Genomic DNA, 22,685 nt, shown 5'->3' with positions numbered 1-22,685 from the left:
CTTTGCTTGTTTATTTTGTGCTGGTGGCCAGCTGGCGCGCCGGCAGCAGCGCGTCCTTGACGACGATCGGTTTCGGTATCAGCTTCAGGCTGGAAAACGCGTCCGCCACCCTTTGCTGCGAAGCGATGACGTCGACCGACACGGGTTTGACGCCATATGCATAGCGCGAAGCGGCCAGCGCCACGACATCCTTGCTCAAGCCCGTCTGCGCGGCGAGAATCGTCGCCACTTCTTCCGGATTGTTGCGGCCCCAGTCATCGACCTTGGCCACTTCATCGAGCACGATGCGCAGGATCTCGGGATTTTTTTCCGCATACGTGCGCGAGGCCAGGTAGAACTGGTAGTTCGCCACAAGGCCCTTGCCATCGGCCAGGACGCGGGCGCCCAGCTGCTTTTCGGCGGCCGCCAGGAACGGATCCCAGATGGCCCACGCGTCCACGCTGCCCCGCTCGAAGGCGGCGCGCGCGTCGGCCGGCGGCAGGAACACGGGCTGGATGTCGGCGTACGCGACACCGGCCTTTTCCAGCGCCTTCAATAACAGGTAATGCACGTTCGAGCCCTTGTTCAGGGCAATTTTCTTGCCCTTCAAGTCGGCCAGGGTGCGCAGGCCGGAACCCTTGGGCACGACGATGGCTTCGCTGGCCGGCGACGCCGGCTCATTGCCGACATACACCAGGTTCGCGCCGGCCGCCTGGGCAAAGATCGGCGGCGCCTCGCCCACGGTGCCGAAATCGATGCTGCCCACGTTGAGGCCTTCCAGCAGCACGGGGCCGGCCGGGAACTCCGTCCATTTCACGCCCACGCCCTGCTCTGCCAGGCGTTTTTCCAGGGTGCCGCGCCCTTTCAGCAAGGTCAATGTGCCGTATTTCTGGTAGCCGATGCGCACCTGCACCTCCCCCTTGGCCTGCGCCTGCGCCGCGACCGGCATGCCGGCCGCCATCACGCCCGCGGCGGCGGCAAACAGCAGGCCCAGGGTGGTACGGCGCGAGAGTCGTTGTGCGTGGCGGTGTGTCATGGCAGTTCCTTGGTCGGTGAATAATCAGGCGGCTTGATACTGGGGCGCGTAAGGCTGGTCTTGCAGCGAACGCACGGGCAACGGGATATCGGCCGGCGCGGGCGGACGCTGCCCCTGCAGCACGAACAGGCCGGTGGAGAGTTCCTCGATGCCGGCCTGCACGCGTTCGGCAATCGGCGCATCCAGGCTCAGGCCCCGCTCTTCATGCCACGCCAGCTGCTGCGCATTGGCGTAGATGCTGGTGAAGACTTGCTTGGCGCCCAGCGCATGCAGCACGGGGCGCAGCGCATAGTCGAGCGCCAGGGTGTGGGCATGGCCGCCGCCCGTGGCCAGCGGCAGCACCAGCTTGCCGGCCAGGCCATCTTGCGGCAACAGGTCGAGGAAGGCTTTCAGCAATCCGGTATACGACGCCTTGTAGATGGGCGTGGCGATCACGATGGCGTCCGCGTCGGCCACGGCGCGCACGGCGCGGGCAATCGCCGCGTCGTCGTAGTCGGCCAGCAGCAAGGCATGTGCCGGCAGGTCGCGCACATGCAGCTTGGCGTAGCTGTGGCCCTGCAGCGCCAGCTGTTCGCCGATATGCAGCAGCAGACGGCTGGAACTCGATGGGAGTTGCGGGCTACCGCCCAATAACAAGATGCTCATGTGATGCCCGTCCCTGTACGTTGTCGGATTGGAGTTGCTCGGATGCTTGCAGCCTATCGCCATCAGCAGCCGTGTAAAACGAATGCTTTCGCGCTTCGATATGCGTTTTTTGACTATCCGGGTCTGACGCCCCGCAAGCGAAGTCGCCGCTCCTTGCTCGGCTTTTTTCGCATATCCATGCGCGGTTTTCTTCGTGTACGGCGCGTGCCTGGCGGTGCAATATCGGCGTCATCGTCTTTCTGGAATGTCACCCATGTCTAGCGTTTTTCTCCATGCCGCCCGTCCCCAGCCACCTGTGCCGGAACCCCTGCAGGACGCCATCAGCATCGCCACGTCGCTGGCCGCGCGCCTTGCTGAAACGGCCAATGCCCGCGACCAGGCCGGCGGGCACGCTGCGCAGGAACGCGAATGGCTGCGCGAGTCGGGTTTGCTCACCTTGTCGATCCCCGTGGAATTCGGCGGCCAGGGCGCGTCGTGGCCCCTCGTGTACCAGGTGATCCGCATCCTGGCGCGGGCCGACAGCGCACTGGCGCATGTCTTCGGCTTCCACCACCTGCAGCTGGCCGGCCTGCAGCTGTATGGCAGCGCGCAGCAGCAGCGCCGCCTGCTCGCCTTGACGGTCGACGAGCGCCTGTTCTGGGGCAATGCCTTGAATCCCCTCGACAAACGGGTCACCGCGGCCGACAGCGACGACGGTTTCACCCTCGACGGCATCAAGAGCTTTTCTTCCGGTTCCGTGGGGTCGGACTGGCTGACCGTCTCCGCCTGGCATGCGCCCACGCAAACGGCGCTGATCGCCGCCCTGCCCACGCGCCAGGATGGCGTGACCGTGCAGGCGGACTGGGATGCCTTCGGCCAGCGCCAGACGGACAGCGGCAATGTGCATTTCCACGGCGTCGCCCTGCCGCGCGAACTGGTGCTGCAAGCGCCCGCGCAGGCCGCCACGCCGCAAGCCACCGTGCGCTCGCAGATCGCGCAACTGATCATGGCCAACCTCTATCTGGGCATCGCCGAAGGCGCGTTCGAAGCGGCACGCCGCTACACGGACGAGCAGGCGAAAGCCTGGTTTGCCTCGGGCGTGGCCAAGGCAACGGACGACCCATTGGTGCAGCACCGCTACGGCCAGCTGTGGCTCTTGCTGCGTCCCGCGCAAGTGCTGGCCGACGCGGCGGCGCAGGAACTGGAAAAGGTGTTCCGCAAGGGCGCGCTGGTGACGGCGCGCGAACGGGGTTTGCTGGCCGTCGCTGTGGCCGAGGCCAAGTGCCTGGCGCACAAGGCTGGGCTGGAAATCAGCAGCCAGATGTTCGAACTGACGGGCGCCCGCTCCACCTCGACCCAGTATGGCTACGACCGTTTCTGGCGCAACGTGCGCGTGCATACCCTGCACGACCCCATCGACTACAAGCTGCGCGACCTGGGACGCTTTGCCTTGACCGGCACGGTGCCCGAACCAACCGCGTATTCATAATTCACCCACCAAGGAGCCACCATGACCATCGCCCGCCGCAGCATCCTCCTCACCGCCCTGACCCTGGCCTTGACGGCCACCTTCGCCCACGCCAAGGACCCGAAGGACATCACCATCGGCACCAGCGCCGGGCCGTATGCGGACCAGATCAAGCTGGGCATCAAGCCCATCCTGGAAAAGCAGGGCTACAAGGTCAAGCTGGTGGAATTCAACGACTACATCCAGCCGAACTTCGCGCTGGCCGAGGGTTCGCTGGACGCCAACGTCTTCCAGCACATCGTCTACCTGAAGAAATTCGCGCTGGAGCACAAGCTGGCGCTGACAGACCTGATCACGATCCCCACGGCGCCGATCGCCATCTACAGCAAGAAGCACAAGACCCTGGATGACGTGAAGGAAGGCACGACGGTGGGCTTGCCGAACGATCCGACCAACCAGGCGCGCGCGCTGGTGCTGCTCGACCAGCTGGGCTGGATCAAGCTGCGCGCCAGCTTCGACCCCGTGCGCGCGTCGGAAAAGGATATCGCCATCAACACGAAGAAAATCAAGCTGCTGCCGCTGGAAGCGGCGCAGCTGCCACGCTCGCTGGGCGACACCGACTACTCCTTCATCAACGGCAATTACGCGCTGGCGTCGGGGCTGAAACTGACGGATGCGCTGGTGGCCGAGAAAATCTCGCCCAACTACATCAACCTGGTAGCCGTGCGTACGGCGGACAAGGACAAGCAGTTCGCAAAAGACCTGGCGGCCGCCTACCGCTCGCGCGAATTCCTCGATATCACGAATAAACACTTTGCCGGCTATTCGAAACCCGACTACCAGCAAGCCTTGCAGACGGCGGCCAAGTAAACCATGGCAAAGACGATACGCTTCAACGCCTTCCAGATGAATACCGTCGGCCACCAGTCGCCGGGCCTGTGGACGCATGCGCGCGACCGCAGCCACCGCTATACCAACCCGGAACACTGGACGGAACTGGCGCGGCTGCTGGAAGCGGGCCTGTTCGACGCGGTGTTCCTGGCCGACGTGCTGGGCGTGTATGACGTGTACCGGGGCAGCCTCGATGCGGCCCTGGAGCACGGCGTGCAGGTGCCGCTGAACGACCCGCTGGCCCTCGTGCCCATCATGGCGCAGGCGACCACGCACCTGGGTTTCGGCGTCACCTGCGCCCTCACCTATGAACATCCGTACACGTTCGCGCGGCGCATGTCCACCCTCGACCACCTGACTGGCGGGCGCATCGGCTGGAATATCGTCACCGGTTATCTCGATAGCGCGGCGCGCAACCTGGGCCTGAACCAGCAACTGGGCCACGACGAGCGCTACGACCTGGCCGACGAATACCTCGACGTCGTCTACAAGCTGTGGGAAAAAAGCTGGGACGACGACGCCGTCGTCAACGACAAGGCACGCGGCATCTATGCCGATCCGGCCAGAGTCCATCCGATCAACCATGCCGGGCGCCACTACCAGGTGCCCGGCATCCATTTGTGCGAGCCGTCGCCGCAGCGCACGCCGCTGCTGTACCAGGCGGGCACTTCGCCGCGCGGCACGCGCTTCGCGGCGCGCCATGCGGAAGCCACCTTTGTCAGTGGCCCCAGCAAGACGGTGGTGAAACGCTACGCCGACGACCTGCGCGCCGCCGTGCGGCAGGCCGGCCGAGATGGCGACGCGCTGCTGATCTACGCGCAGGCGCTGGTCATCACGGGCGCCACAGAGGAAGAAGCGCGCGCCAAGCATGCCGACTACCTGCGCCACGTGAATATCGAGGCGGCCCTCGTGCTGCTGTCCGGCTGGACGGGCGTCGATTTCAGCCGCTACCCGCTCGACGCCACCATCGACTACATCGATTCCCCGGCCGGCCGCTCGGCGCTGGCCTCGTTCAGCCAGGCCGACCCGAATCGCACGTGGACGGTACGCGAAGCGGCCGAATACATCGGCCTGGGCGGACGCGGCCCGGTGCTGGTGGGCGATGCGCGCCAGGTGGCCGACCAGCTGGAAAACTGGCTCGACGAGACGGGCATCGACGGCTTCAACCTCGCCTTCGCCGTGGCCCACGACAGCATGGCCGACGTGGTGCAACACATCGTGCCGGAACTGCAGCGGCGCGGCCGCTACCGCACGCAATACGAGGAAGGCAGCTTGCGCCACAAGGTCTTCGGCCAGGGCCCGCGCCTGCCCGCCGATCACGCGGGCCGGCAGGTCAGCATCGCCCCCGTCAACGCCGCCCTGGCAGCGGCCTGACGCATCAGATTCCCCATTCAAGGACACCATGAAACGCAGAACCATCTTGCAACTGGCCGCCAGCGGCGCCACCCTCGCCGCTTTGCCCGGCCTCACACGCGCCGCCACGCCTGCGCCGCTGAAGGAGCTGCGCCTCGACTACGCCTATTATTCGCCCACCAGCCTGGTGCTGCGCCGCTTCGGCTGGCTGGAAGAAGCATTCAAGCCGGACGGCACCAGCATCAAGTGGGTACTCAGCGCGGGCAGCAACCGCGCGCTCGAATACCTGAACGCCAACAGCATCGACATCGGTTCGAGCGCCGGCCTGGCTGCCCTGCTGGCGCGCGCCAACGGCAACCCTATCCGCGCGCCGTATATTTTTTCGCGACCCGAGTGGACGGCGCTGGTGGTGCGCAAGGATAGTCCCATCCGCAGCCTGGCCGACTTGAAGGGCAAGAAGGTAGCCGCCACCAAGGGTACCGACCCGTATCTGTTCCTGCTGCGCTCATTGAAGACGGCGGGCCTGAAACGCGGCGACATCGAACACGTCAGCCTGCAGCATGCCGATGGCCGCGCGGCGCTGGAACAGGGCAAGGTCGATGCCTGGGCCGGCCTCGATCCGCACATGGCCGCCAGCGAACTGGAAGCCGGTTCGCGCCTGATCTACCGCAACGTGGCCTTCAACACCTACGGCTTCCTGAACGTGCGCGAGGACTTCCTCGCCAGCCGCCCCGTCGAAGTGGGCAAGGTGATACAGGCCTACGAGCGGGCGCGCGCCTGGATACGCGCCAATCCGGCAGAGGCGGCGAAGATCCTGTCGGAAGAAGCCAAGGTCAGCCTGCCGGTGGCGCTGCTGCAGGTGAAACTGCGCAGTGACTTCAGCAATCCGCAGCCGTCGAGCGAACATGTGAAGGCCCTGCTGGTGGCCGCGCCCATCCTCGCCGAGGAAGCGCTGGTCAAACCCGGCGCCGACCTGAACCGCGCCATCGCGGACCTGGTCGACACGCGCTTTGCCGCGCCCTTCATCAGCAAGGCGTAGGCGCTCATGGCCAGAGACACGCTCGCCGCGCCGGCACCGGCCCACGACACGGGCGTCCGACACAAACTCTTTCGCCCGCCCTTGCCACGCGCGGCGCTAGGCCTGCTGCTCCCCGCCCTGGCGCTGCTGGCGGCGGAACTGGGCGTGCGCACGGGCGCCATCCCCGCCAACCTGCTGCCGGCGCCCAGCGACATCGGCGCCACCATCGCCGAACTGGCGCGCCAGGGCCTGGCCGGCCATGTGCTGGCCAGCACCGCGCGCGTGGCCACCGGCTTTGCGGGCGGCGCGCTGCTGGCCATCGTGCTCGGTGCGGCGGTGGGCTTGAACCGCACGGCGGAAGCGCTGCTCGACCCCACGTTCCAGGCCCTGCGCGCCATTCCCTCGCTGGCCTGGGTGCCCTTGCTGCTGCTGTGGCTAGGCATCGATGAAGCGCCAAAGCTGGTCCTGATCGGTATCGGCGCCTTCTTTCCCGTCTACATGGGCGTGGCGTCGGGCATCCGCGACGTGGACCGCAAGCTGATCGACGCGGCCCGTTTATACCGTTTGAGCCGCCCCGCGCTGGCGCGGCGCGTACTGCTGCCGGCCGCGCTGCCGGCCATCTTCACGGGTTTGCGCAACGGTTTGAGCCTGGCCTGGATGTTCATGGTGGCGGCCGAACTGATCGCCGCCAGCCAAGGCCTCGGCTACCTGCTCAGCGACGGGCGCGAAACGAGCCGCGCCGACATCGTGCTGGCGGCCATCGTGCTGCTGGCCGTGCTGGGCAAGGCCAGCGACAGCCTGATGCAGCACCTGGAAACCCGCTTGCTCGCCTGGCGCGACAGCTATGCCACTGCCTGACGAAAGCCCCCACGCATGACTGCCCTGCTCGACATTGCCATCCATGACAAAGCCTATGGCCCGCGGCGCGTGCTGCACAACCTGCAATTGCAGCTGCGCCAGGGCGAGATCGTCAGCCTGATCGGCGCCAGCGGCTGCGGCAAGAGCAGCCTGCTATCCATCGTGGCAGGTCTCGATACGGACTTTCGCGGCACCGTGCGCCTCGACGGCAAGCTGCTGGCGGGAGTGCATGCGGACATCGGCCTGATCTTCCAGGAACCGCGCCTGTTTCCCTGGCTGACAGTGGCGCAAAACATCGCCTTCGGCCTCGGTCCCAAAGGCGAAGACGATCCCAAGGTCGCGCAATTGCTGGAGGAAGTGGGCTTGCAGGGCCATGCGGACAGCCTGCCCAAGCAGTTGTCGGGCGGCCAGGCGCAGCGCGCGGCGATTGCCCGCGGCCTGTTTGGCCAGCCCCGCATCTTGCTGCTGGACGAACCGTTTTCCGCCGTCGACGCGTTTACGCGCATGAAGCTGCAAGACTTGCTGGCCGCCATCGCCGCGCGCCACGGCTTGAGCGTCCTGCTGGTGACGCACGATATCGATGAAGCGCTGTACCTGAGCGACCGCATCGTCATGCTCGACACGCGCGCCGGACCGCCACGCGCCCAGTACGACGTGGCCGCGCCCCGGCCCCGCCTGCGCACGCCGGCGGCGCAGGCGCAATTAAAAGAGGCCATCCTAGGCGAACTGCACGCCGCGCACGCGATCTGACTCTGGCGCGGCGGCGCCAGTGACAAGCCTGGGCATTCATGTTAGTTTGCCAGGTTAAAAACAGACAGGCGGCTACGTGCACCTTCCTTCCCTTCCCATCCTCGCCATCCTGGCCCTAGGCCACATCGCGGCGCACGCCGGCACGCAGGCTGACGCAGCTCCAGAGGCGCCGGCCGACACCAGCCAGTCCGTCCACGTCAGCAGCATACGCAACCCGGAACTCAAGTCCTACCGCGTGATGGCCGCGGGCCTCGATGCCTTTGACGACCACCATGCACTGGCGCCCAGGGCACGCGAAGTGCGCTTCCAGCTGATTCCCGCCCCCGGTGTCGCGGCCGATGCCCTGCGGGACGCAACCTTGCGCATCGTCGGCAACGAGACGGCGATCAGCGTGCCCCTGTCTGCCGATGGCAGCTTTGTGCTGCCCCGCAGCGCGCAAGCCGACAGCGACGACGCGGACCTGGTCACCAACCAGAAAAAAGATCGGTTCCGCTGGCAGGCCGTCGTCCGCAGCGACGATGTACCGCCCGGCATGCGCCGCCTGGGCGACCTGCGCCTGCAGTGCCAGGTCGGCATCGCCATTGCCAAGAAAGAGACGCCCTTCTTGCTACGCACCCTGGTCGCCACCAAGCTGCGCACCACCGACTGGTGCTCCGCCATTGAACTCAAGATGAGCACTTACAGCGATCCGGCCATCGCCAGCGCCACCCTGCTCGATGGCGAGCGCCGCGTCGCGCTGCAGGTGAAAAATGGCGGCACGTCCTTCCTGGCCCCCTTGGGCGACACCCGCTATGCGGACGATACCCTGATAGAACTGGTGTACCTTGATGCCGCCGGTGCACCGCCCGCATCCTTGTGACCATTTGCGTCGCGCCCCGTTCCATGTCAGCATATGCCACCCTGGCACCACGGATAAGGATCGCAATGCCCCCCACTCTTACGCGCGCGCTGGCACTGGCGCTGCTGGCAGGCCATGGCTCCCTGGCATTGGCGCAAGCGCCAGTCACGCCGCCGACGCCTGGCTGCGATGTCTGCGCCACCTGGAATGCGGACCAGGCGCCCTTTCGCATCTTCGGCAATACCTATTATGTGGGCGTAAAAGGCCTCAGTTCCGTGCTGGTGACGTCGCCGCAGGGCCACGTGCTGATCGACGGCGGCTTGCCGGAATCGGCGCCCAAGATCATCGCCAATATCGGCACGCTGGGTTTTCGCATCGAGGACGTCAAGCTGATCCTCAATTCGCACGGCCATATCGACCATGCGGGTGGCCTGGCCGAACTGCAGCGGCGCAGCAATGCGCTGGTGGCCGCCAGCCCGTCGGCCGCGCTGGACCTGGCGTCGGGCGAAGTGGGGCCGGACGACCCGCAATACCACGCGCTGCCCAAGTACCCGCCCGTCAAGGACATGCGCCTGGCGCGCGACGGCGGCCGGTTCAACGTCGGCCCCGTCAACCTGACGGCGCACGCCACGCCGGGCCACACGCCCGGAGGCTTGAGCTGGACGTGGCAATCGTGCGACGGCCCCCGCTGCCTGAACATGGTCTATGCGGACAGCCTCAACGCCGTCTCGCGTCCCGGCTTCAAGTTCAGCGCCAGCAGCGAATATCCAAACGCCGTGGCGGACTTGCACCGCAGCTTCGAGACCCTGGAAAAACTGCCTTGCGACGTGCTGATCTCCGCACACCCGGAGGCGTCGCAGCTGTGGGAGCGGCTGGAAGCGAGTACCACGGCCGGCAGCGAGGCGTTCATCGACCCGCAGGCCTGCCGCGCCTACGTGGCGGCGGCGCGCACCGTGCTCGAGTTCCGGCTGGAACAGGAAAAGCAGCAGTGAGCTTACCAATGAGCTTGTCAACCGTGCACGCTGGCGTGGCGCCGATCTGCTACGCTGGCGCCATTCATTTAAAGAAGGAACCGCTATGTTCAAACTCGCCAGCCTGATTCCCCTCGCCGCCATCGTCGCCATCACTGCCGGCTGCGCGCAAACGCCGGTGCGCAGCGACGCTGCCGCCGCCGCGCCGGGCGCCACCTCGCCCGCCAAGCCGGTACCGAAGCTGACGGGCACGCAGTGGAAGCTGAAGGAATTGAAGGGCAAGCAAGTGGTGCGCAAGACGCCCGAGCAGCGCGAAGTGACCCTGCTGCTGGCTGAAGGCCGCGCCAGCGGCAACAGCGGCTGCAACCAGATGATGGGCGGCTACACCAGCGATGGCGTCAGCACCCTGAACTTTGGACAGATGGCCGGCACCATGATGATGTGCCAGCCGCAGGACATGGACCTGGAACGCCTGCTGCTGACCACCTTGGGCGAAGTCAATGGCTACCGCTACGCCGACCAGGAATTGCTGCTGCTGAAGGATGGCGTGCCCGTGGCGCGCTATGAAGCGCTGACGGTGAAGTAAAACTGCTGCCTTCCCCCAAAGGCAAAGACTGGGGTCGTACCCTCAGGGTACGACCCCGGCATCTGTCAGGGGCTTGCTCCACCTCCACCGCACCTAATCATTGCGCATCTGCGCCTGCGATACATTGCTTTCTGGCAGCACGCTCTGCGTCAGCCACACATTCCCCCCGATAGTCGATCCCGCGCCGATGGTGATGCGCCCCAGCACGGTCGCGCCCGCGTATATGACCACGTCGTCCTCGACGATGGGGTGGCGCGGCGTGCCCTTGATCAGCGCGCCGGAAGCATCGGCGGGAAAACGCTTGGCGCCCAGGGTGACGGCCTGGTACAGGCGCACGCGCTGGCCGATGATGGCCGTCTCGCCGATCACCACGCCCGTGCCGTGGTCGATGAAGAAGGAGGCGCCGATGTGCGCGCCCGGGTGGATGTCGATGCCCGTCAGCGTGTGCGCGATGTCGGCGATCAGGCGCGCCAGGAACGGCGCGCCGAGCGCGTGCAGGCGGTGCGCCAGGCGGTGGTACAAAATGGCGATGGTGCCCGGGTAGCACAGCATGATCTCGGCCACCGAGGTGGCGGCCGGGTCGCCCGCATACGCGGCCTGCACGTCCGACACCAGCAGGGCGCGGATATCGGGCAGGCTGGCGGCGAATGCGCGGGTGATGTCGCGCGCCTGCTGCGCCAGGGCCGCGTCGTCGCTGGCGGCATCCCCCTCATCGCCGGCCGGCACTGAGAACAGCAAGCCGCGCCGCACCTGTTCGCTGAGGCGGTTCAGGGTGGTGTTGAGGGTGTCGCCGACAAAATAATCGATGCTTTCGTCCGTCAGGTTGGGCCGCCCGTAATGCGTGGGGAACAGGGCTGCCGACAGGCCGTTGACGATGGTAGTGAGGGCTTCGCGTGACGGCAGTTCGCGCACCCTGCCGTTATGGCGGATCTTGTGCTTGTCTTCGCGCGAGCTGCGCAAGGCCTGGATCACGGGCCCCAGGTTCCACTGGGCCGTGTCGTCGGCGGGCGCCGCGGGATAAATACTGTGCATGGCGTATCACTTCCAGAAAATGGCAAACAAGCCGGGTCGCCCCAGCATAGCGGTGGCGACAAGCGATGCAAACGAAGAATTTCAAGATTCCATATGCGAAAAACACATATGGATGACAAACAAGGCCGGCGCCAAACCCGATTGCGTCCACTAGCGTAAAATGACGGGCTAACAAAAACACTCTTCAACATGACTAAATTATTAACATGGATTTTGGCGGGCCTGGCGATGGTCGGACCGCTTGCAATTGACACCTATCTGCCGTCGTTCCCCGCCATCGTGCAAGATTTCAATGCCAGCCCCCTGCTGGTACAGCAAACCCTGAGCTTTTTCCTGTTCACGTTCGCCTTCATGATGCTGTTTTACGGCACCCTGTCCGACTCGTTCGGCCGCCGCCCCGTGATTCTCGTCTCGCTGGTGCTGTATGTGATCGCCTCCGTGGGCGCCGCGCTGGCGCCGTCGCTGGGCTGGCTGCTGGCCTGGCGCGTGCTGCAGGGACTTTCGGCGGGCGCCGGTTCCGTGATCGGGCGCGCCATCGTGCAAGACCGCTATTCGGGCGCCGCCGCGCAAAAAATCCTCTCGCACATCATGATGGTGTTCGCGCTGGCGCCGGCCATCGCCCCCGTGCTGGGCGGCTGGCTGCAAGTGGGCCTGGGCTGGCGCTGGATCTTCTGGTTCCTGACGGCGTTTGGCGTGCTGATGTTCGTCGTCGTCTGGCGCGCGCTGCCGGAAAGCTTGCCGAAGGAGCAGCGCCACGCCTTCCACCTGGGCGATATCGCCGTCAATTACTGGAAAGTGCTGTGCCACCGCCAGTTCCTGCTGCTGTCGACGGCCATCGGCGCCGCCTTTGGCGGCTTCGCCTTGTACATCGGTTCGGCCGCCTACTTCATCATCAACATCCTGCACCTGCCGGAAACGGCGTTTGCCTGGCTGTTCATTCCCCTGATCAGCGGCATGGTGTTCGGTTCGGCCCTGTCGGCGAAGATCGCCCACCGCTACAGCCAGCGCCAGATGATCTGGGCCGGCTTTATCCTGATGCTGGTGGCGGCTGCAGCCAACATCGGCTACAACTATGTCTTCGCCGCCGAAGTGCCGTGGGCCGTGCTGCCGCTGTTCTTCTACTCGTTTGCCCTGTCGATCGCCATGCCGCCGATGACCCTGATGGCCCTGAACCACTTCCCCAACAACAGCGGCCTGGCATCGTCGATGCAGTCGTTCATCCAGATGCTGCTGTTCGCGCTGGTCTCGGGCCTGGTGGCGCCGCTGCTGTTCGACAGCGCCCTGAATCTGGCGTATGGCGTGATGGCGGGACTGCTGGTGAGTTTGGTTTGCTGGGTGTTTGCGCAGGGCGGGAAAACGGAAGCGGTCAAGCAGTAGCTTTTACGGCGGATTTTTCAGGTCGGGAGCACCTGAAAAACGTTCAGGACAAGGCGCCGTGCCGCAGGCAGTACGCTAGTACGGCAAGGCACGGCAACGCAGTCATGGACGTTTTCTCAGGCGCTCCTCAAGGCCAGGGCGCGGGCGTCACGTCCACATACTGCGCCCCACCCTGCTCCGGTTCCGCTTCATTTTGCTGCGCCGGCTGGTTCAGGGAACCGGCCGGCGAACGCAGACTCAAGATTTCCTTGCGCGCCTCGACGAAGTCGGCGGAACTCAAGGGGTTGTGCTGGTCAGGCCAGTGGCTGACGGCCCATTCCTGCAAGGCTTCAAAGCGCCGCCACAGTTCGGCGACGAATTCGCGGCGCGTCTCTTCCAGCTGTTCCGGAGTCTTTTCAATTGCTTCGCTAATATTGACTTCCATGGCCGTTCCCTCGCTGACAAGTTATTTTGCCAGCCTACCCAGGGACCAGCCAGGCGTCTGTTCGCGAACGAACACAGGATTTATTCGGGCATCTTGCGGAAACCCACGGCCAGGCGGTTCCAGGTATTGATGGAGCCGATGGCCAGGGTCACGTTGACCATTTCCGCCGGCGTCAATTGTTCCGCCAGCGCCGCATACACGTCATCGGGCGCCTGGCTTTGCGGCAGCAGGGTCAGCGCCTCCGTCCAGGCCAGCACGGCCCGCTCGCGCGGCGTGAAGAACGGCGTTTCGCGCCAGACGGACACGGCATACAGGCGGCGTTCCGTTTCGCCGGCCTTGCGCGCGTCGCTCGTGTGCATGTCCACGCAAAAAGCGCAGCCATTGATTTGCGAGGCGCGCAGGCGGATCAGCTCGAGCAGCGAGTGTTCCACGCCCAGCTTGGCGATCGCCGCTTCCAGCGCGTACATGGCCTTGACGGCGTCCGGCGAAGCTTGCGTGAAGTCGAGTCGTTGCTGTGTCATGATGCATTCCTTGATAGAGTAAAGATGCACTATTGTAGAAGCGCAAGCAGTACGCGCGGCAGGCCAATCCCCCCGAAAAACAGCAGACCACCAGCAGACACACCATGGAATTACATATCCTGATCGACGGCACGCGCGACCTGGGCGGCCAGCTGTACCGCCAGCTCAGCGAAGCCATCCGCTCGGGCCGGCTGACGGACGGCCAGCAATTGCCGCCCTCGCGCCTGCTGGCTGGCCAGCTGGGCCTGTCACGCAAGACGGTCTCCGACGTGTATGACAAGCTCGGTTATGAAAAGCTGCTGGTCGGCAAAGTGGGCGTGGGCAGCTTCGTGCAGACGCCGCACGCCTCGCCGCAGCGCCGCCACGCCAGCACGCCGCTGGCCAGCGCGCAGCGCATCGCCCGCTGGGAAGCGACACCCACCCCCTTGCGCCGTGCCAGCCAGGAAGAGCCCGCGCGCTACGCCTTCATCGGCGGCCGCGCCACGCCCGCGCACTTCCCGCAGGATGAATGGCGCGCCTGCATGCTGCACGCGCTGCGCCAGGGTGGACAGGCGCGCGGCCGCTATGCGCCTGTCGCCGGCTTGCCGTCCTTGCGCGCGGCGATTGCCGGCCATGCCGCCTTCAGCCGCGGTATCCATTGCACCGAGGAACAAGTGCTCGTCACCAGCGGCGCGCAGCAAGCCTTGCACCTGCTGGCGCTGACCTTGCTGGAGCCCGGTGACACGGTTGCCGTGGAAGAACCCGGCTACCCGGTGGCGCGCGCCGTGTTCGCCAGCCAGGGCGCCCGCGTGGTGGGCATCGAAGTGGACGAGGATGGCCTCGTCGTCGGGCAGATTCCCGACGGCACGCGCTTGATCTATGTCACGCCCGCGCATCAATTTCCGCTGGGCATGCCGATGAGCATGGCGCGCCGCCATGCCTTGCTGGAGCGGGCCCAGCAACTGGGTGCCATCATCATCGAGGACGACTACGACAGCGCCTTCCGCTACGAAGGCCGGCCCGAGGATTCCCTGCAAAGCATGGACCGCTACGGCGTCGTGGCCCATGTGGGCAGCTTTTCCAAGATCATGCTGCCGGAATTGCGGCTCGGCTATGCAGTACTGCCGCAAGCCATCGTGGCCGCCGTGGAAACGGTGAAATACCTGAGCGATTGCCATACGGCCAGCCTGGGCCAGCATGCGCTGGCCAAGTTCATCGGCGACGGCCATTTGCTGCGCCACATACGCCGCTGCCACGACATTTATGCGGGCCGCCGCGAGCGGCTGCAGCACTGGTTCAACGGCCCGTTGGCGCCGTGGTTCCGCCTCGTGCCGGCCAGCGCCGGCTTCCACGTGGCGGCCCTGGCCCAGGCGCCGCTCGACATCGCCGAATTGCTGCGCCGCGCGCGCCTGGCCGACATCAGCCTGTATGCGCTATCGGGCTTTTACCATGGCGTGGCGCGTCACGAAGGCCTGTTCCTCGGCTATGGCGCCATCGACAAGCTCGACATCAATACGGCGCTGGCCCAGGTGCTGGCGATCCTGCAGGAAATAGCACCGCTGGCCGTCAACGGGGCTGCCAGCGATAGTGTCCCGTGATGGGATAGCTGAATAAAATATTTTCCTCGCGCGCACCCTCGCCGATGTTGTGGATGATGAGCGGCACGCCGCTCCATGACTGCTTGTCGCTGACGATGCCGATGTGCGTGAGGTTGCGCGGCAGGCGCCAGGTGACGATGTCGCCCGCGCGGTAAGCGTTCGCTTCCTTGCTTGGCGACAGGCTGGTGCCGTGGCGGGCAAAGTACGTGCCCAGATTCGGCACGCGGCGGTGATCGATATTGCGGTCCGGCCCCTTCATTTGCCAGCGTCCCTGCTGCTGGTACACCTGCCACGCCTTGCGCATGTCTTCGTGCACCAGCACCTGCAAATCCTGCCCCAGCTGGCGGTAGGCGCGCACGACCACGTCCGTGCACACGCCCCGCTCTATCGGCACGTCGCCGCCCGGATAGGCGAGCCGTTCGTAGCGCGGGTCGTACTGCAGGGTCACGCCCACCTGCTTGCGGGCGGCGACGACGAGGGCTTGCGGGGTGGCAGGGATGGCCGACGCCAGCATGGGCGCCAGGGCAAGCATCAGGATGGGGAGCAGTTTGGTCGGCATCAACGTCGGTGATCGGATGAAAATGCCAACTTTACCGCAGCGGCAAGGAAAACGCCGTACGGCTAAGTAACCCCCAATAAATTATTGTGATTTCTGACTTCCATAACCGGCGCTCTGCGGCGTTGCCCGCTGCTAGCAGTGCTCGCACTGCTAGCAGCGGGCGCCTTGCATAGCATCCGGTTCTGTTCGTCATAATTTCACAATAATTTCCTGAGGATTACTTACGCCCGCCAGCTGCGCCAGGTGGCCAGGAAAATCCACGGCCGGGCCGGCCGCATTGATGGTATCGAAATAATCATGCCAGCCCGTAGCGGCGATGCCAGCCAGCAAGGCGTTCAGTGCCGCCTCGTCCGGGAAGCGCCAGACGGCATAGAATTGCTGGACAGCCGCATGCAGCTTGCCGCCATTGATGGCGCCCATGGCCAGCGCTTCGGCGCCCGTGCCGGACAAGGCCGCCATGCCGGGGCCCACCGTATCGAAATACGCCTGGCGCGCGGCGCCATCGAGGGCCAGCCAGGCCGGTTTCGGACTGTACAGTTCCAACAGATAATGCATGTTTTCTCCTTCAGTGATCCATCGTCAGGCCAGCGAGCGCTGGGCGCGCTTGCAGATACGTTGCGTGGCGGCATTGGCACTTTCCAGCAGCCATTGCGCACACAGGCTGCGTACCCAGTCGGGCCGGCTCTTGGCCGCATCGTTGAGCCAGTTGGCCACGGAATCCTGCACGTAGACGGCCGAGTCGGCGCGCAAGGCGTGCAACACGGGCAAGGCCAGCTGCGGCTGTTCTTTTAGCTGGGCGATATGCGCGCACCAGACGCCGCGCGGGCGCAGCGCTTCGCAGGCGAAACGGCGGACTCTTTCCGACGGGTCCGACGTCCACGGCGCCAGCAAGCGAATGGCGTCGTCAAGATGCGCCGCCAGATGGGGCCGCAGGGCGAGCCAGGCCCATTCGCGCACGCCAAAATGGCCATCGTCGGCCAGCGGCCGCATGGCGGCCAGCTGTTGCGGCAAGGTCCAGCCAGACTGGGCGGAGATGGCAAAGCAGACCCAGCCTCGTACCGTGTCGGAAACATGCGCTTGCAATGGCGCCAAGTCAACTTGTGCGTCGAGCAGCAATTGTGCCGCCAGCGCCATGCGTTTGGTGATGCCGGCTGCGGCCTGCGCGCGCATCTGCTCCAGCCGGGCCGCGCCGATAGCGGGCACGGCCGCTGCCAGCAGCTGGGCGAAATCGATGGCCAGCCCTTCCGTCAGGGTGGCGCTGGCCACGCTTCCCCCGTTCAGCAGCGCCAGGCGCGCGGAAGCGATGTCGGCGACGCCACGGCTCATGCGGCACCTCGGTCCGTCTTGCGCCAGGCTTTTTCCAGCAGCGCGCTCAACAACTGCATTTCTTCCGGCGTGAAATCGGCAAACAGGCTGGCGATCCATTGCGCGTGTTCATCGACCAGGGTGGCTGCGGCCGCTTCGCCCTTGGCGCTCAGGCGCACCAGCAGCTTGCGCCGGTCGACCTGGTCCGCATGGCGCGCCAGGAAACCATCGCGTTCCAGGCCGTCGAGCAAGCCCGTGATGGTGCCGCGCGTCACGCCGGCCCGCTCGGCCAGCTCGTGCGGCGACAGTCCGCCGGGCACGTCGCGCAGCAGGGCCAGCAAGACAAACTTGCCTTCCGACAAACCATGCCGGCCCAGACGCGCGGCGCAATCGCCATCGATGGCGGAGGCCAGGCCCAGCACTTCAAAGCACAGGCGCAACTGACCGATGGAGCGCGTCATGTCGAGACCGCTGGCACGCCGCTGCACGTCGCCCAGCAGGGCCGTATATTTTTGTTCGAGTTTTATCATATGGCGCAATATAATATGGCACCATATTAACTGTCAAATGGAAACCCTCGATGGTTTTCCTGCCGGCTCAAAAACGGGCTTTGTCCCGCGCCCAGGCGATGATGGCATTCGCATCGATGGCACCGGGCTGGCGCGCCACTTCCACGCCGCGCATAAACAGGGCCAGGGTGGGAATGCTGCGGATATTGAAACGGCTGCCCAGGTCCGGCGACGCTTCCGTATTCACCTTGACGACGCGGAACGCGGGCTCCAGTGTCTTGGCGGCTTGCACATAGAATGGCGCCATGCTGCGGCATGGACCGCACCATGGGGCCCAGAAATCGACCAGCACGGGAATGTCGCTGCGTTCGATATGCTTGAGGAAACGGGCACTGGCCAGGTCCACGGGCTGGCCAGTGAATAAATCCTTCTGGCACTTGCCGCACGTGGGCTGTTCAATCAGGCGCGCTGCCGGCAGTCGGTTGACGGCGTCGCAATGGGGGCACACGATGTGCAGGGAGTCTGGCGGGGTCGAGGTCATGGCATTCCTGGAAAGCGTAGTGTCAAGTTGATGGACATTTTACGGTGTATCGTACAACGCCGCCGGCACGCTGGCGGCACTTATCCGCAGAGTCCACTATAGTGTGCTGGAACGGCGCGCACATTGCCGAGCCGGCCAAGGAAAACAATGCCTGATGTCGCAGAAAACATGGAATTGAAGAACACCGAGCTGGCTACTGCCCTGGCCATGCAGCGCACGGCCTGCCTGGCCCACCCCGTGCCGACCCTGGCCGAGCGCCAACGCGACCTGCACACCTTGCAGCGCTTCATCCGCGACCACAAGGACGCGTTGTGCGCGGCGATCAGCGCCGACTACGGCAACCGTTCCCGGCACGAAACCTTGCTGGCGGAGATCTTTCCCGCCATCGATGGCATAGCCCATGTATTAAAACACTTGAAAAAATGGATGCGGCCGCAGCGCCGCGGCGTGGACTGGCGCAGCTTTCCTGGCGCCCGCAACCGCGTGATGCCCCAGCCGCTGGGCGTGGTGGGCGTCATCGTGCCGTGGAATTTTCCCGTGAACCTGAGCCTGGTGCCCTTGACCTACATTTTCGCCGCCGGCAACCGCGCCATGGTCAAGATGAGCGAAAACTCGCGCCACCTGGCGCAGCTGCTGATCAACACGATGCCCGCCTACTTTCCACCGGAAAAACTGCAGTTTTTTGACGAGACGGGCGGCGTGGGCATAGCTTTTTCACAATTGCCGTTCGACCACCTGCTGTTTACGGGTTCCGGCCAGACGGGCCGCACCGTGATGGCGGCGGCCGCGCGCAATCTATGCCCCGTCACCCTGGAGCTAGGCGGCAAGGCGCCGGCCATCGTCTGCGCCGATTTCGACTTGCGCACGGCAGCCGAGCGCATCCTGTTCGTCAAATTCCTGAACGCGGGACAAATCTGCACCAGCGTCGACCACGCCTGGCTGCCCGAGGCCAGCATCGCCGCCTTCGTCGCGCATGCACGCGACATCGTGCCCACGCGCTACCCGCGGCTGGACACGCCCGACTACACCTCCATCATCGACGAGGCCGCTTTTGAGCGCCTGCTGCTGGCGCTCGACGAGGCGCGGGAACGGGGCGCGCAAGTGATTTCGCTGTTGCCGGGCCCAGCGTACGACCGCGCCACGCGCAAGATCGCGCCGCACATCGTGCTCGACGCGCCCGACGATTGCCTGTTGCTGACGCGGGAAATCTTCGGTCCCATCCTGCCGCTGCGCGGCTATGCGAACCTTGACACCGTGATCGCCAGCATCAACGCGGGTCCACGCCCGTTGGCCATCTATCCGTTCAGCAAGCAGGCAGACACGGTGCAGCTGCTGATCGACCGCGTGATGTCGGGCGGCGTGTCCGTCAACGACGCCCTCTTCCACGTGGGCCAGCACGATCTGCCCTTCGGCGGCGTGGGCGAATCGGGCATGGGCCACTACCATGGCGTGGAAGGCTTCCACACCTTCAGCAAGCTGCGGCCCGTGTTTTACCAGGCCCGCTACAGTGTGCTGAAATTGCTGTGGCCACCGTATGGCAAGCTGGCCAGCCGCGTGCTGGCCTTCCTGACGCGTTGATGCTTTACAGGAACAGCGAGGCGGCGATGGCCCACATGACGAGGGCGATGATGCCGTCGAGCACGCGCCAGGCCATGGGCTTGGCAAACACGGGCGCCAGGTAGCGGGCGCCAAAGCCCAGCAGGAAGAACCACAGGGCCGAAGCCATGATGGCGCCGCCGGCGAAGTAGAAACGTCCCACGCCTTCATGCTGGCCGCCGATCGAGCCGAGCAGGATGACCGTATCGAGGAAGGCGTGCGGGTTCAGCAGGCTGAACGCCAGCGCCGCGCCGATCACGGCCCAGTAGCCTTCGGGCGACTTGGCGGCCGATACCGTCAGGGCCGTTGGGCGCCAGGCCGACTTGGCGGCGCGCAAGCCATAAGCGATCAGGAACGTGGCGCCGCCGGCCTTGGCCCACAGCAGGAAATTAGGATTGTCGGCAATGAACGTGCCCATGCCGGCCACGCCGGCCGTGATCAGGATGGCGTCGCACACCAGGCAGACCAGGATGCAGGTGAGCACGTAATGGCGCTTCAAGCCCTGCTTGAGCAAGAAAGCGTTTTGCGTGCCGATGGCCACGATCAGGCTCGCTCCGAGCCCCATGCCTTTCAAGAAGATTGCGCTGTCCATATCGATTCCTTTATTGCTTTCCATCACGCGCACGGCCGCCCACGCTCTGCCGGCAACGGCAAAGTCATCAAAGGTAGGTGGAGGGTGTAGCGGTACCAGCAGGACCGCGCGGGAGAGTGGAGTTGTTACCCTATTTCAACAGTGTAAAGAAAAAGTAAATATAAGTATAATGAATGATTCTAACCATATATAAGAGAAACTTATGCGCGTCGTCGATTACCGTGGATTGGCCGCCCTCGACGCCGTGATCGGCCTGGGCAGCTTTGAAAAGGCCGCGCAGGCGCTGGCGATCAGCCAACCGGCCGTGTCGCAGCGCATCCGCACCCTGGAAAACCTGGAAGGCACCCTGCTGATCATCCGCAGCCACCCGCCCTTGCCCACGGAAGCGGGCCAGCGCCTGATCGCCCATTACCGGCAAGTCAAGCTGCTCGAAGCGGCGCTCGACGCCCAGCCCGGCCCCACCACGCATTTGCCGGAGCTGGCCATCGCCGTCAACGCCGACAGCGCCGCCACCTGGATCCCGGAAGCGCTGGGACCGCTGCTGTCGCCGCCGTCGTGCCTGCTCGATATCCGCCTCGACGATCAGGACCACACCCTGAGCCAGCTGCGCGAGGGGCGCGTGTTTGCCTGCGTCACCAGCGCCAACGACCTAGTCGCCGGCACCACGGCCACGCCGCTGGGCGGCATGCGCTACCTGTGCGTAGCCTCGCCCGCGTTCTCGCAGCAATGGTTTCCCCATGGTTTTACCGTGGAAGCCGTCAGCCAGGCGCCGGCCATCACGTTTGGCAGCAAGGATGCACTGCACGAACGCTACCTGCAGCACCGCCTCGGCTACACGGGCCGCTATCCGCACCATGTGCTCGGTTCGGCGCGCGACTTCGTGCGCTTCATCGAAGCGGGCTATGCTTATGGCATGGTGCCCTTGCTGCAGGCGGAAACGGCGCTGGCCGCCGGCAGGCTGGTCGACGTGGCGGCCGGGCAGGCGCTCGACGTGCCCCTGACCTGGCATGCCTGGGATATCCAGACGCCCCTCACACGCACCCTGTCGGACGCCGTCATCGCCACGGCGCGCAAATGGCTGTTACAGGACTGATTGACGCATGCAACATTTATCTATGCCAGACAGCAACTTCTCCGTGTGCGCCCAGCCCTGCCTGGCCTACACTGCAAGCATCAGCCATCACCATCAGGAGCAAGCATGACGATCCTGCGCACCACCCTGCTCGGTTTGCTGGGGGCCATCCCGCTGGCTGTCGGCCTGGCCGCCTGCTCGCCCTTGATAGCCATCAATGCCTTGTCGTCCGGCAACGCCTCGCAAGTGACGCGCGGCCTGGCCTACGGCCCTCTGCCACGGCAAAAGCTCGATGTCTACGCCCCCAGGACCCGTACGGGGCCCGTGCCCGTGGTGGTGTTCTTTTACGGCGGCAACTGGACAACGGGCGAGCGCGCCGACTATGCCTTCGTTGGTCACGCGCTCGCGGCGCGCGGCTATCTGGCCGTGATCGCCGACTACCGGCTGTATCCGGACGTGCACTATCCCGAAATCTTGCAGGATGCGGCCCGCGCCGTGGCATGGGCCGCGATGGAGTCCAGCCGCCATGGCGGCGACCCGGCGCGGCTGTTCGTCATGGGCCATAGCGCCGGCGCCTACAATGCGGCGATGTTAGCGCTCGACGCCAGCCTGCTGGCGCGCCACGGCATGCGTCCGCACGACTTGCGGGGCTGGATCGGCCTGGCCGGCCCCTATGATTTCCTGCCAATAGAAAACACCATCACCCGCCCCGTTTTCTTTTACCCGGACACGCCCGCCGCTTCGCAGCCCATCCATCACGTGACTGCCGAAGCGCCGCCCGCCCTGCTGATCGCACCGGCGCCCGGCAAGGATAAGCTGGTCGATCCGCAACGCAACACGGGTGGCCTGGCCAGGGCCTTGCGGGCGCTTGCCAGGCCCGTGACGGAAACGTATTTCGACAAGGTCAGCCATACCACCCTGGTCGCCTCGCTGGCCAGCCCCTTGCGCATGCTGGCGCCCACGCTCGACGCCGTGAGCGCCTTTATCGACGCCAACAGCAAGACAGACAAGGCGGCGGACAACACGGCAAACAACGGAGGCACGCCGCAAGACACCAGGCCAACGCCTCCGGCCACGCCGCAGCAGCCGGCAATGGCGCATGGCACCGCCACGCAGGCTGCCGCGGCGCGCGTCCACGACAAAACGCCCGCCCCCTGAGGGACGGGCGCTCTGCCTGGCCACGACGCGCAACGCTGCGTGTCAACCAG

The 22,685-nt window shown here is 65.3% G+C and carries 25 protein-coding genes; 14 read left to right on the top strand and 11 right to left on the bottom strand.

From position 1 onward, the window contains the following. Positions 1 to 10: 10 nt before the first annotated feature. Positions 11 to 1,015 (bottom strand): sulfonate ABC transporter substrate-binding protein, encoded by a 1,005-nt coding sequence (locus CSQ92_RS02940; RefSeq protein WP_180276917.1) that lies wholly within the window; start codon positions 1,013 to 1,015, stop codon positions 11 to 13. Positions 1,016 to 1,039: 24 nt separating this feature from the next. Beyond that, the gene (ssuE, locus tag CSQ92_RS02935; protein WP_070279089.1) at positions 1,040 to 1,660 is read right to left on the bottom strand and encodes an NADPH-dependent FMN reductase; all 621 of its coding nucleotides are present in this window, start codon (positions 1,658 to 1,660) and stop codon (positions 1,040 to 1,042) included. A gap of 253 nt (positions 1,661 to 1,913) precedes the next feature. Between ssuE and CSQ92_RS02930 the strand changes: the two genes are divergently transcribed. The 9 genes from CSQ92_RS02930 (at position 1,914) to CSQ92_RS02890 (ending at position 10,372) form a co-directional block, all read left to right on the top strand. Beyond that, positions 1,914 to 3,128 (top strand): acyl-CoA dehydrogenase family protein, encoded by a 1,215-nt coding sequence (locus CSQ92_RS02930; protein WP_099393190.1) that lies wholly within the window; start codon positions 1,914 to 1,916, stop codon positions 3,126 to 3,128. A gap of 21 nt (positions 3,129 to 3,149) precedes the next feature. Further along, positions 3,150 to 3,977: a MetQ/NlpA family ABC transporter substrate-binding protein gene (locus CSQ92_RS02925; RefSeq protein WP_099393189.1), complete on the top strand. Its 828-nt coding sequence runs from the start codon at positions 3,150 to 3,152 to the stop codon at positions 3,975 to 3,977. Positions 3,978 to 3,980: 3 nt separating this feature from the next. Then, entirely contained in the window at positions 3,981 to 5,372 is a 1,392-nt protein-coding gene (locus CSQ92_RS02920; protein WP_099393188.1) for an LLM class flavin-dependent oxidoreductase, read from the top strand. A gap of 28 nt (positions 5,373 to 5,400) precedes the next feature. Further along, on the top strand, positions 5,401 to 6,390 hold the full coding sequence (locus CSQ92_RS02915; protein ID WP_034785689.1) for an aliphatic sulfonate ABC transporter substrate-binding protein: 990 nt from the start codon (positions 5,401 to 5,403) through the stop codon (positions 6,388 to 6,390). Between the two features lie 6 nt (positions 6,391 to 6,396). Next, positions 6,397 to 7,227 carry an ABC transporter permease gene (locus CSQ92_RS02910; protein WP_099393187.1) on the top strand — a complete coding sequence of 277 codons (831 nt, stop codon included), beginning with the start codon at positions 6,397 to 6,399 and terminating at the stop codon, positions 7,225 to 7,227. 15 nt (positions 7,228 to 7,242) lie between these two features. After that, positions 7,243 to 7,977 carry an ABC transporter ATP-binding protein gene (locus CSQ92_RS02905; RefSeq protein ID WP_099393186.1) on the top strand — a complete coding sequence of 245 codons (735 nt, stop codon included), beginning with the start codon at positions 7,243 to 7,245 and terminating at the stop codon, positions 7,975 to 7,977. Between the two features lie 76 nt (positions 7,978 to 8,053). Next, complete coding sequence (locus tag CSQ92_RS02900) at positions 8,054 to 8,836, top strand: hypothetical protein (RefSeq protein ID WP_099393185.1); 783 nt, start codon at positions 8,054 to 8,056, stop codon at positions 8,834 to 8,836. A gap of 65 nt (positions 8,837 to 8,901) precedes the next feature. Then, a complete protein-coding gene (gene bla / locus CSQ92_RS02895) occupies positions 8,902 to 9,807 on the top strand; it encodes a subclass B3 metallo-beta-lactamase (protein WP_099393184.1) in 906 nt (301 codons plus the stop codon). Between the two features lie 85 nt (positions 9,808 to 9,892). Beyond that, on the top strand, positions 9,893 to 10,372 hold the full coding sequence (locus CSQ92_RS02890) for an META domain-containing protein (RefSeq protein ID WP_099393183.1): 480 nt from the start codon (positions 9,893 to 9,895) through the stop codon (positions 10,370 to 10,372). A gap of 93 nt (positions 10,373 to 10,465) precedes the next feature. Here CSQ92_RS02890 and epsC read toward each other — a convergent pair whose 3' ends face one another. Continuing rightward, complete coding sequence (epsC, locus tag CSQ92_RS02885) at positions 10,466 to 11,404, bottom strand: serine O-acetyltransferase EpsC (RefSeq protein ID WP_099393182.1); 939 nt, start codon at positions 11,402 to 11,404, stop codon at positions 10,466 to 10,468. A 189-nt stretch (positions 11,405 to 11,593) separates the two neighbouring features. Here epsC and CSQ92_RS02880 point away from each other — a divergent pair, with 189 nt between their 5' ends. Further along, positions 11,594 to 12,781, top strand: a complete 1,188-nt coding sequence (locus CSQ92_RS02880) for a multidrug effflux MFS transporter (protein ID WP_099393181.1) — start codon at positions 11,594 to 11,596, stop codon at positions 12,779 to 12,781. A 127-nt stretch (positions 12,782 to 12,908) separates the two neighbouring features. Here the strand turns inward: CSQ92_RS02880 and CSQ92_RS02875 are convergent, their stop codons facing one another. Both CSQ92_RS02875 and CSQ92_RS02870 read right to left on the bottom strand, forming a co-directional pair. Further along, on the bottom strand, positions 12,909 to 13,205 hold the full coding sequence (locus CSQ92_RS02875) for a hypothetical protein (RefSeq protein ID WP_099393180.1): 297 nt from the start codon (positions 13,203 to 13,205) through the stop codon (positions 12,909 to 12,911). 80 nt (positions 13,206 to 13,285) lie between these two features. Continuing rightward, positions 13,286 to 13,726: a carboxymuconolactone decarboxylase family protein gene (locus CSQ92_RS02870; protein WP_099393179.1), complete on the bottom strand. Its 441-nt coding sequence runs from the start codon at positions 13,724 to 13,726 to the stop codon at positions 13,286 to 13,288. Positions 13,727 to 13,830: 104 nt separating this feature from the next. Between CSQ92_RS02870 and pdxR the strand changes: the two genes are divergently transcribed. Beyond that, positions 13,831 to 15,303 (top strand): MocR-like pyridoxine biosynthesis transcription factor PdxR, encoded by a 1,473-nt coding sequence (pdxR, locus tag CSQ92_RS02865; RefSeq protein WP_099393178.1) that lies wholly within the window; start codon positions 13,831 to 13,833, stop codon positions 15,301 to 15,303. Here the strand turns inward: pdxR and CSQ92_RS02860 are convergent. The 5 genes from CSQ92_RS02860 to trxC form a co-directional block, all read right to left on the bottom strand. Then, the gene (locus tag CSQ92_RS02860) at positions 15,272 to 15,862 is read right to left on the bottom strand and encodes a DUF1287 domain-containing protein (RefSeq protein WP_070259133.1); all 591 of its coding nucleotides are present in this window, start codon (positions 15,860 to 15,862) and stop codon (positions 15,272 to 15,274) included. The genes pdxR and CSQ92_RS02860 overlap by 32 nt on opposite strands. A gap of 189 nt (positions 15,863 to 16,051) precedes the next feature. Next, positions 16,052 to 16,417: a DUF6616 family protein gene (locus tag CSQ92_RS02855; protein ID WP_099393177.1), complete on the bottom strand. Its 366-nt coding sequence runs from the start codon at positions 16,415 to 16,417 to the stop codon at positions 16,052 to 16,054. Positions 16,418 to 16,441: 24 nt separating this feature from the next. Continuing rightward, positions 16,442 to 17,188 carry a DNA alkylation repair protein gene (locus CSQ92_RS02850; RefSeq protein WP_099393176.1) on the bottom strand — a complete coding sequence of 249 codons (747 nt, stop codon included), beginning with the start codon at positions 17,186 to 17,188 and terminating at the stop codon, positions 16,442 to 16,444. Then, complete coding sequence (locus CSQ92_RS02845) at positions 17,185 to 17,694, bottom strand: MarR family winged helix-turn-helix transcriptional regulator (protein ID WP_218964053.1); 510 nt, start codon at positions 17,692 to 17,694, stop codon at positions 17,185 to 17,187. Before CSQ92_RS02845 ends, CSQ92_RS02850 begins: the two co-directional genes overlap by 4 nt. Before the next feature lie 70 nt (positions 17,695 to 17,764). Next, complete coding sequence (gene trxC / locus CSQ92_RS02840) at positions 17,765 to 18,217, bottom strand: thioredoxin TrxC (protein WP_070279071.1); 453 nt, start codon at positions 18,215 to 18,217, stop codon at positions 17,765 to 17,767. 147 nt (positions 18,218 to 18,364) lie between these two features. On the opposite strand from trxC, the gene CSQ92_RS02835 reads away from it, so the two are divergent. Then, positions 18,365 to 19,795 (top strand): coniferyl aldehyde dehydrogenase, encoded by a 1,431-nt coding sequence (locus CSQ92_RS02835; protein ID WP_099393174.1) that lies wholly within the window; start codon positions 18,365 to 18,367, stop codon positions 19,793 to 19,795. A gap of 4 nt (positions 19,796 to 19,799) precedes the next feature. On the opposite strand, the gene CSQ92_RS02830 is transcribed toward CSQ92_RS02835, so the two are convergent. Beyond that, positions 19,800 to 20,405: a LysE/ArgO family amino acid transporter gene (locus CSQ92_RS02830; protein ID WP_034785705.1), complete on the bottom strand. Its 606-nt coding sequence runs from the start codon at positions 20,403 to 20,405 to the stop codon at positions 19,800 to 19,802. A gap of 202 nt (positions 20,406 to 20,607) precedes the next feature. On the opposite strand from CSQ92_RS02830, the gene CSQ92_RS02825 reads away from it, so the two are divergent. Next, entirely contained in the window at positions 20,608 to 21,498 is an 891-nt protein-coding gene (locus CSQ92_RS02825; RefSeq protein ID WP_092610448.1) for a LysR family transcriptional regulator ArgP, read from the top strand. A 105-nt stretch (positions 21,499 to 21,603) separates the two neighbouring features. Beyond that, entirely contained in the window at positions 21,604 to 22,635 is a 1,032-nt protein-coding gene (locus CSQ92_RS02820; RefSeq protein WP_099393173.1) for an alpha/beta hydrolase, read from the top strand. Positions 22,636 to 22,685: the final 50 nt, after the last annotated feature.

Source organism: Janthinobacterium sp. BJB446 (assembly GCF_002735655.1).
Classification (GTDB): Bacteria; Pseudomonadota; Gammaproteobacteria; order Burkholderiales; family Burkholderiaceae_D; genus Janthinobacterium; species Janthinobacterium lividum.
The sequence above is the reverse complement of the archived record's forward strand: the minus strand, read 5'-3'. Positions and strand labels throughout refer to the sequence as shown.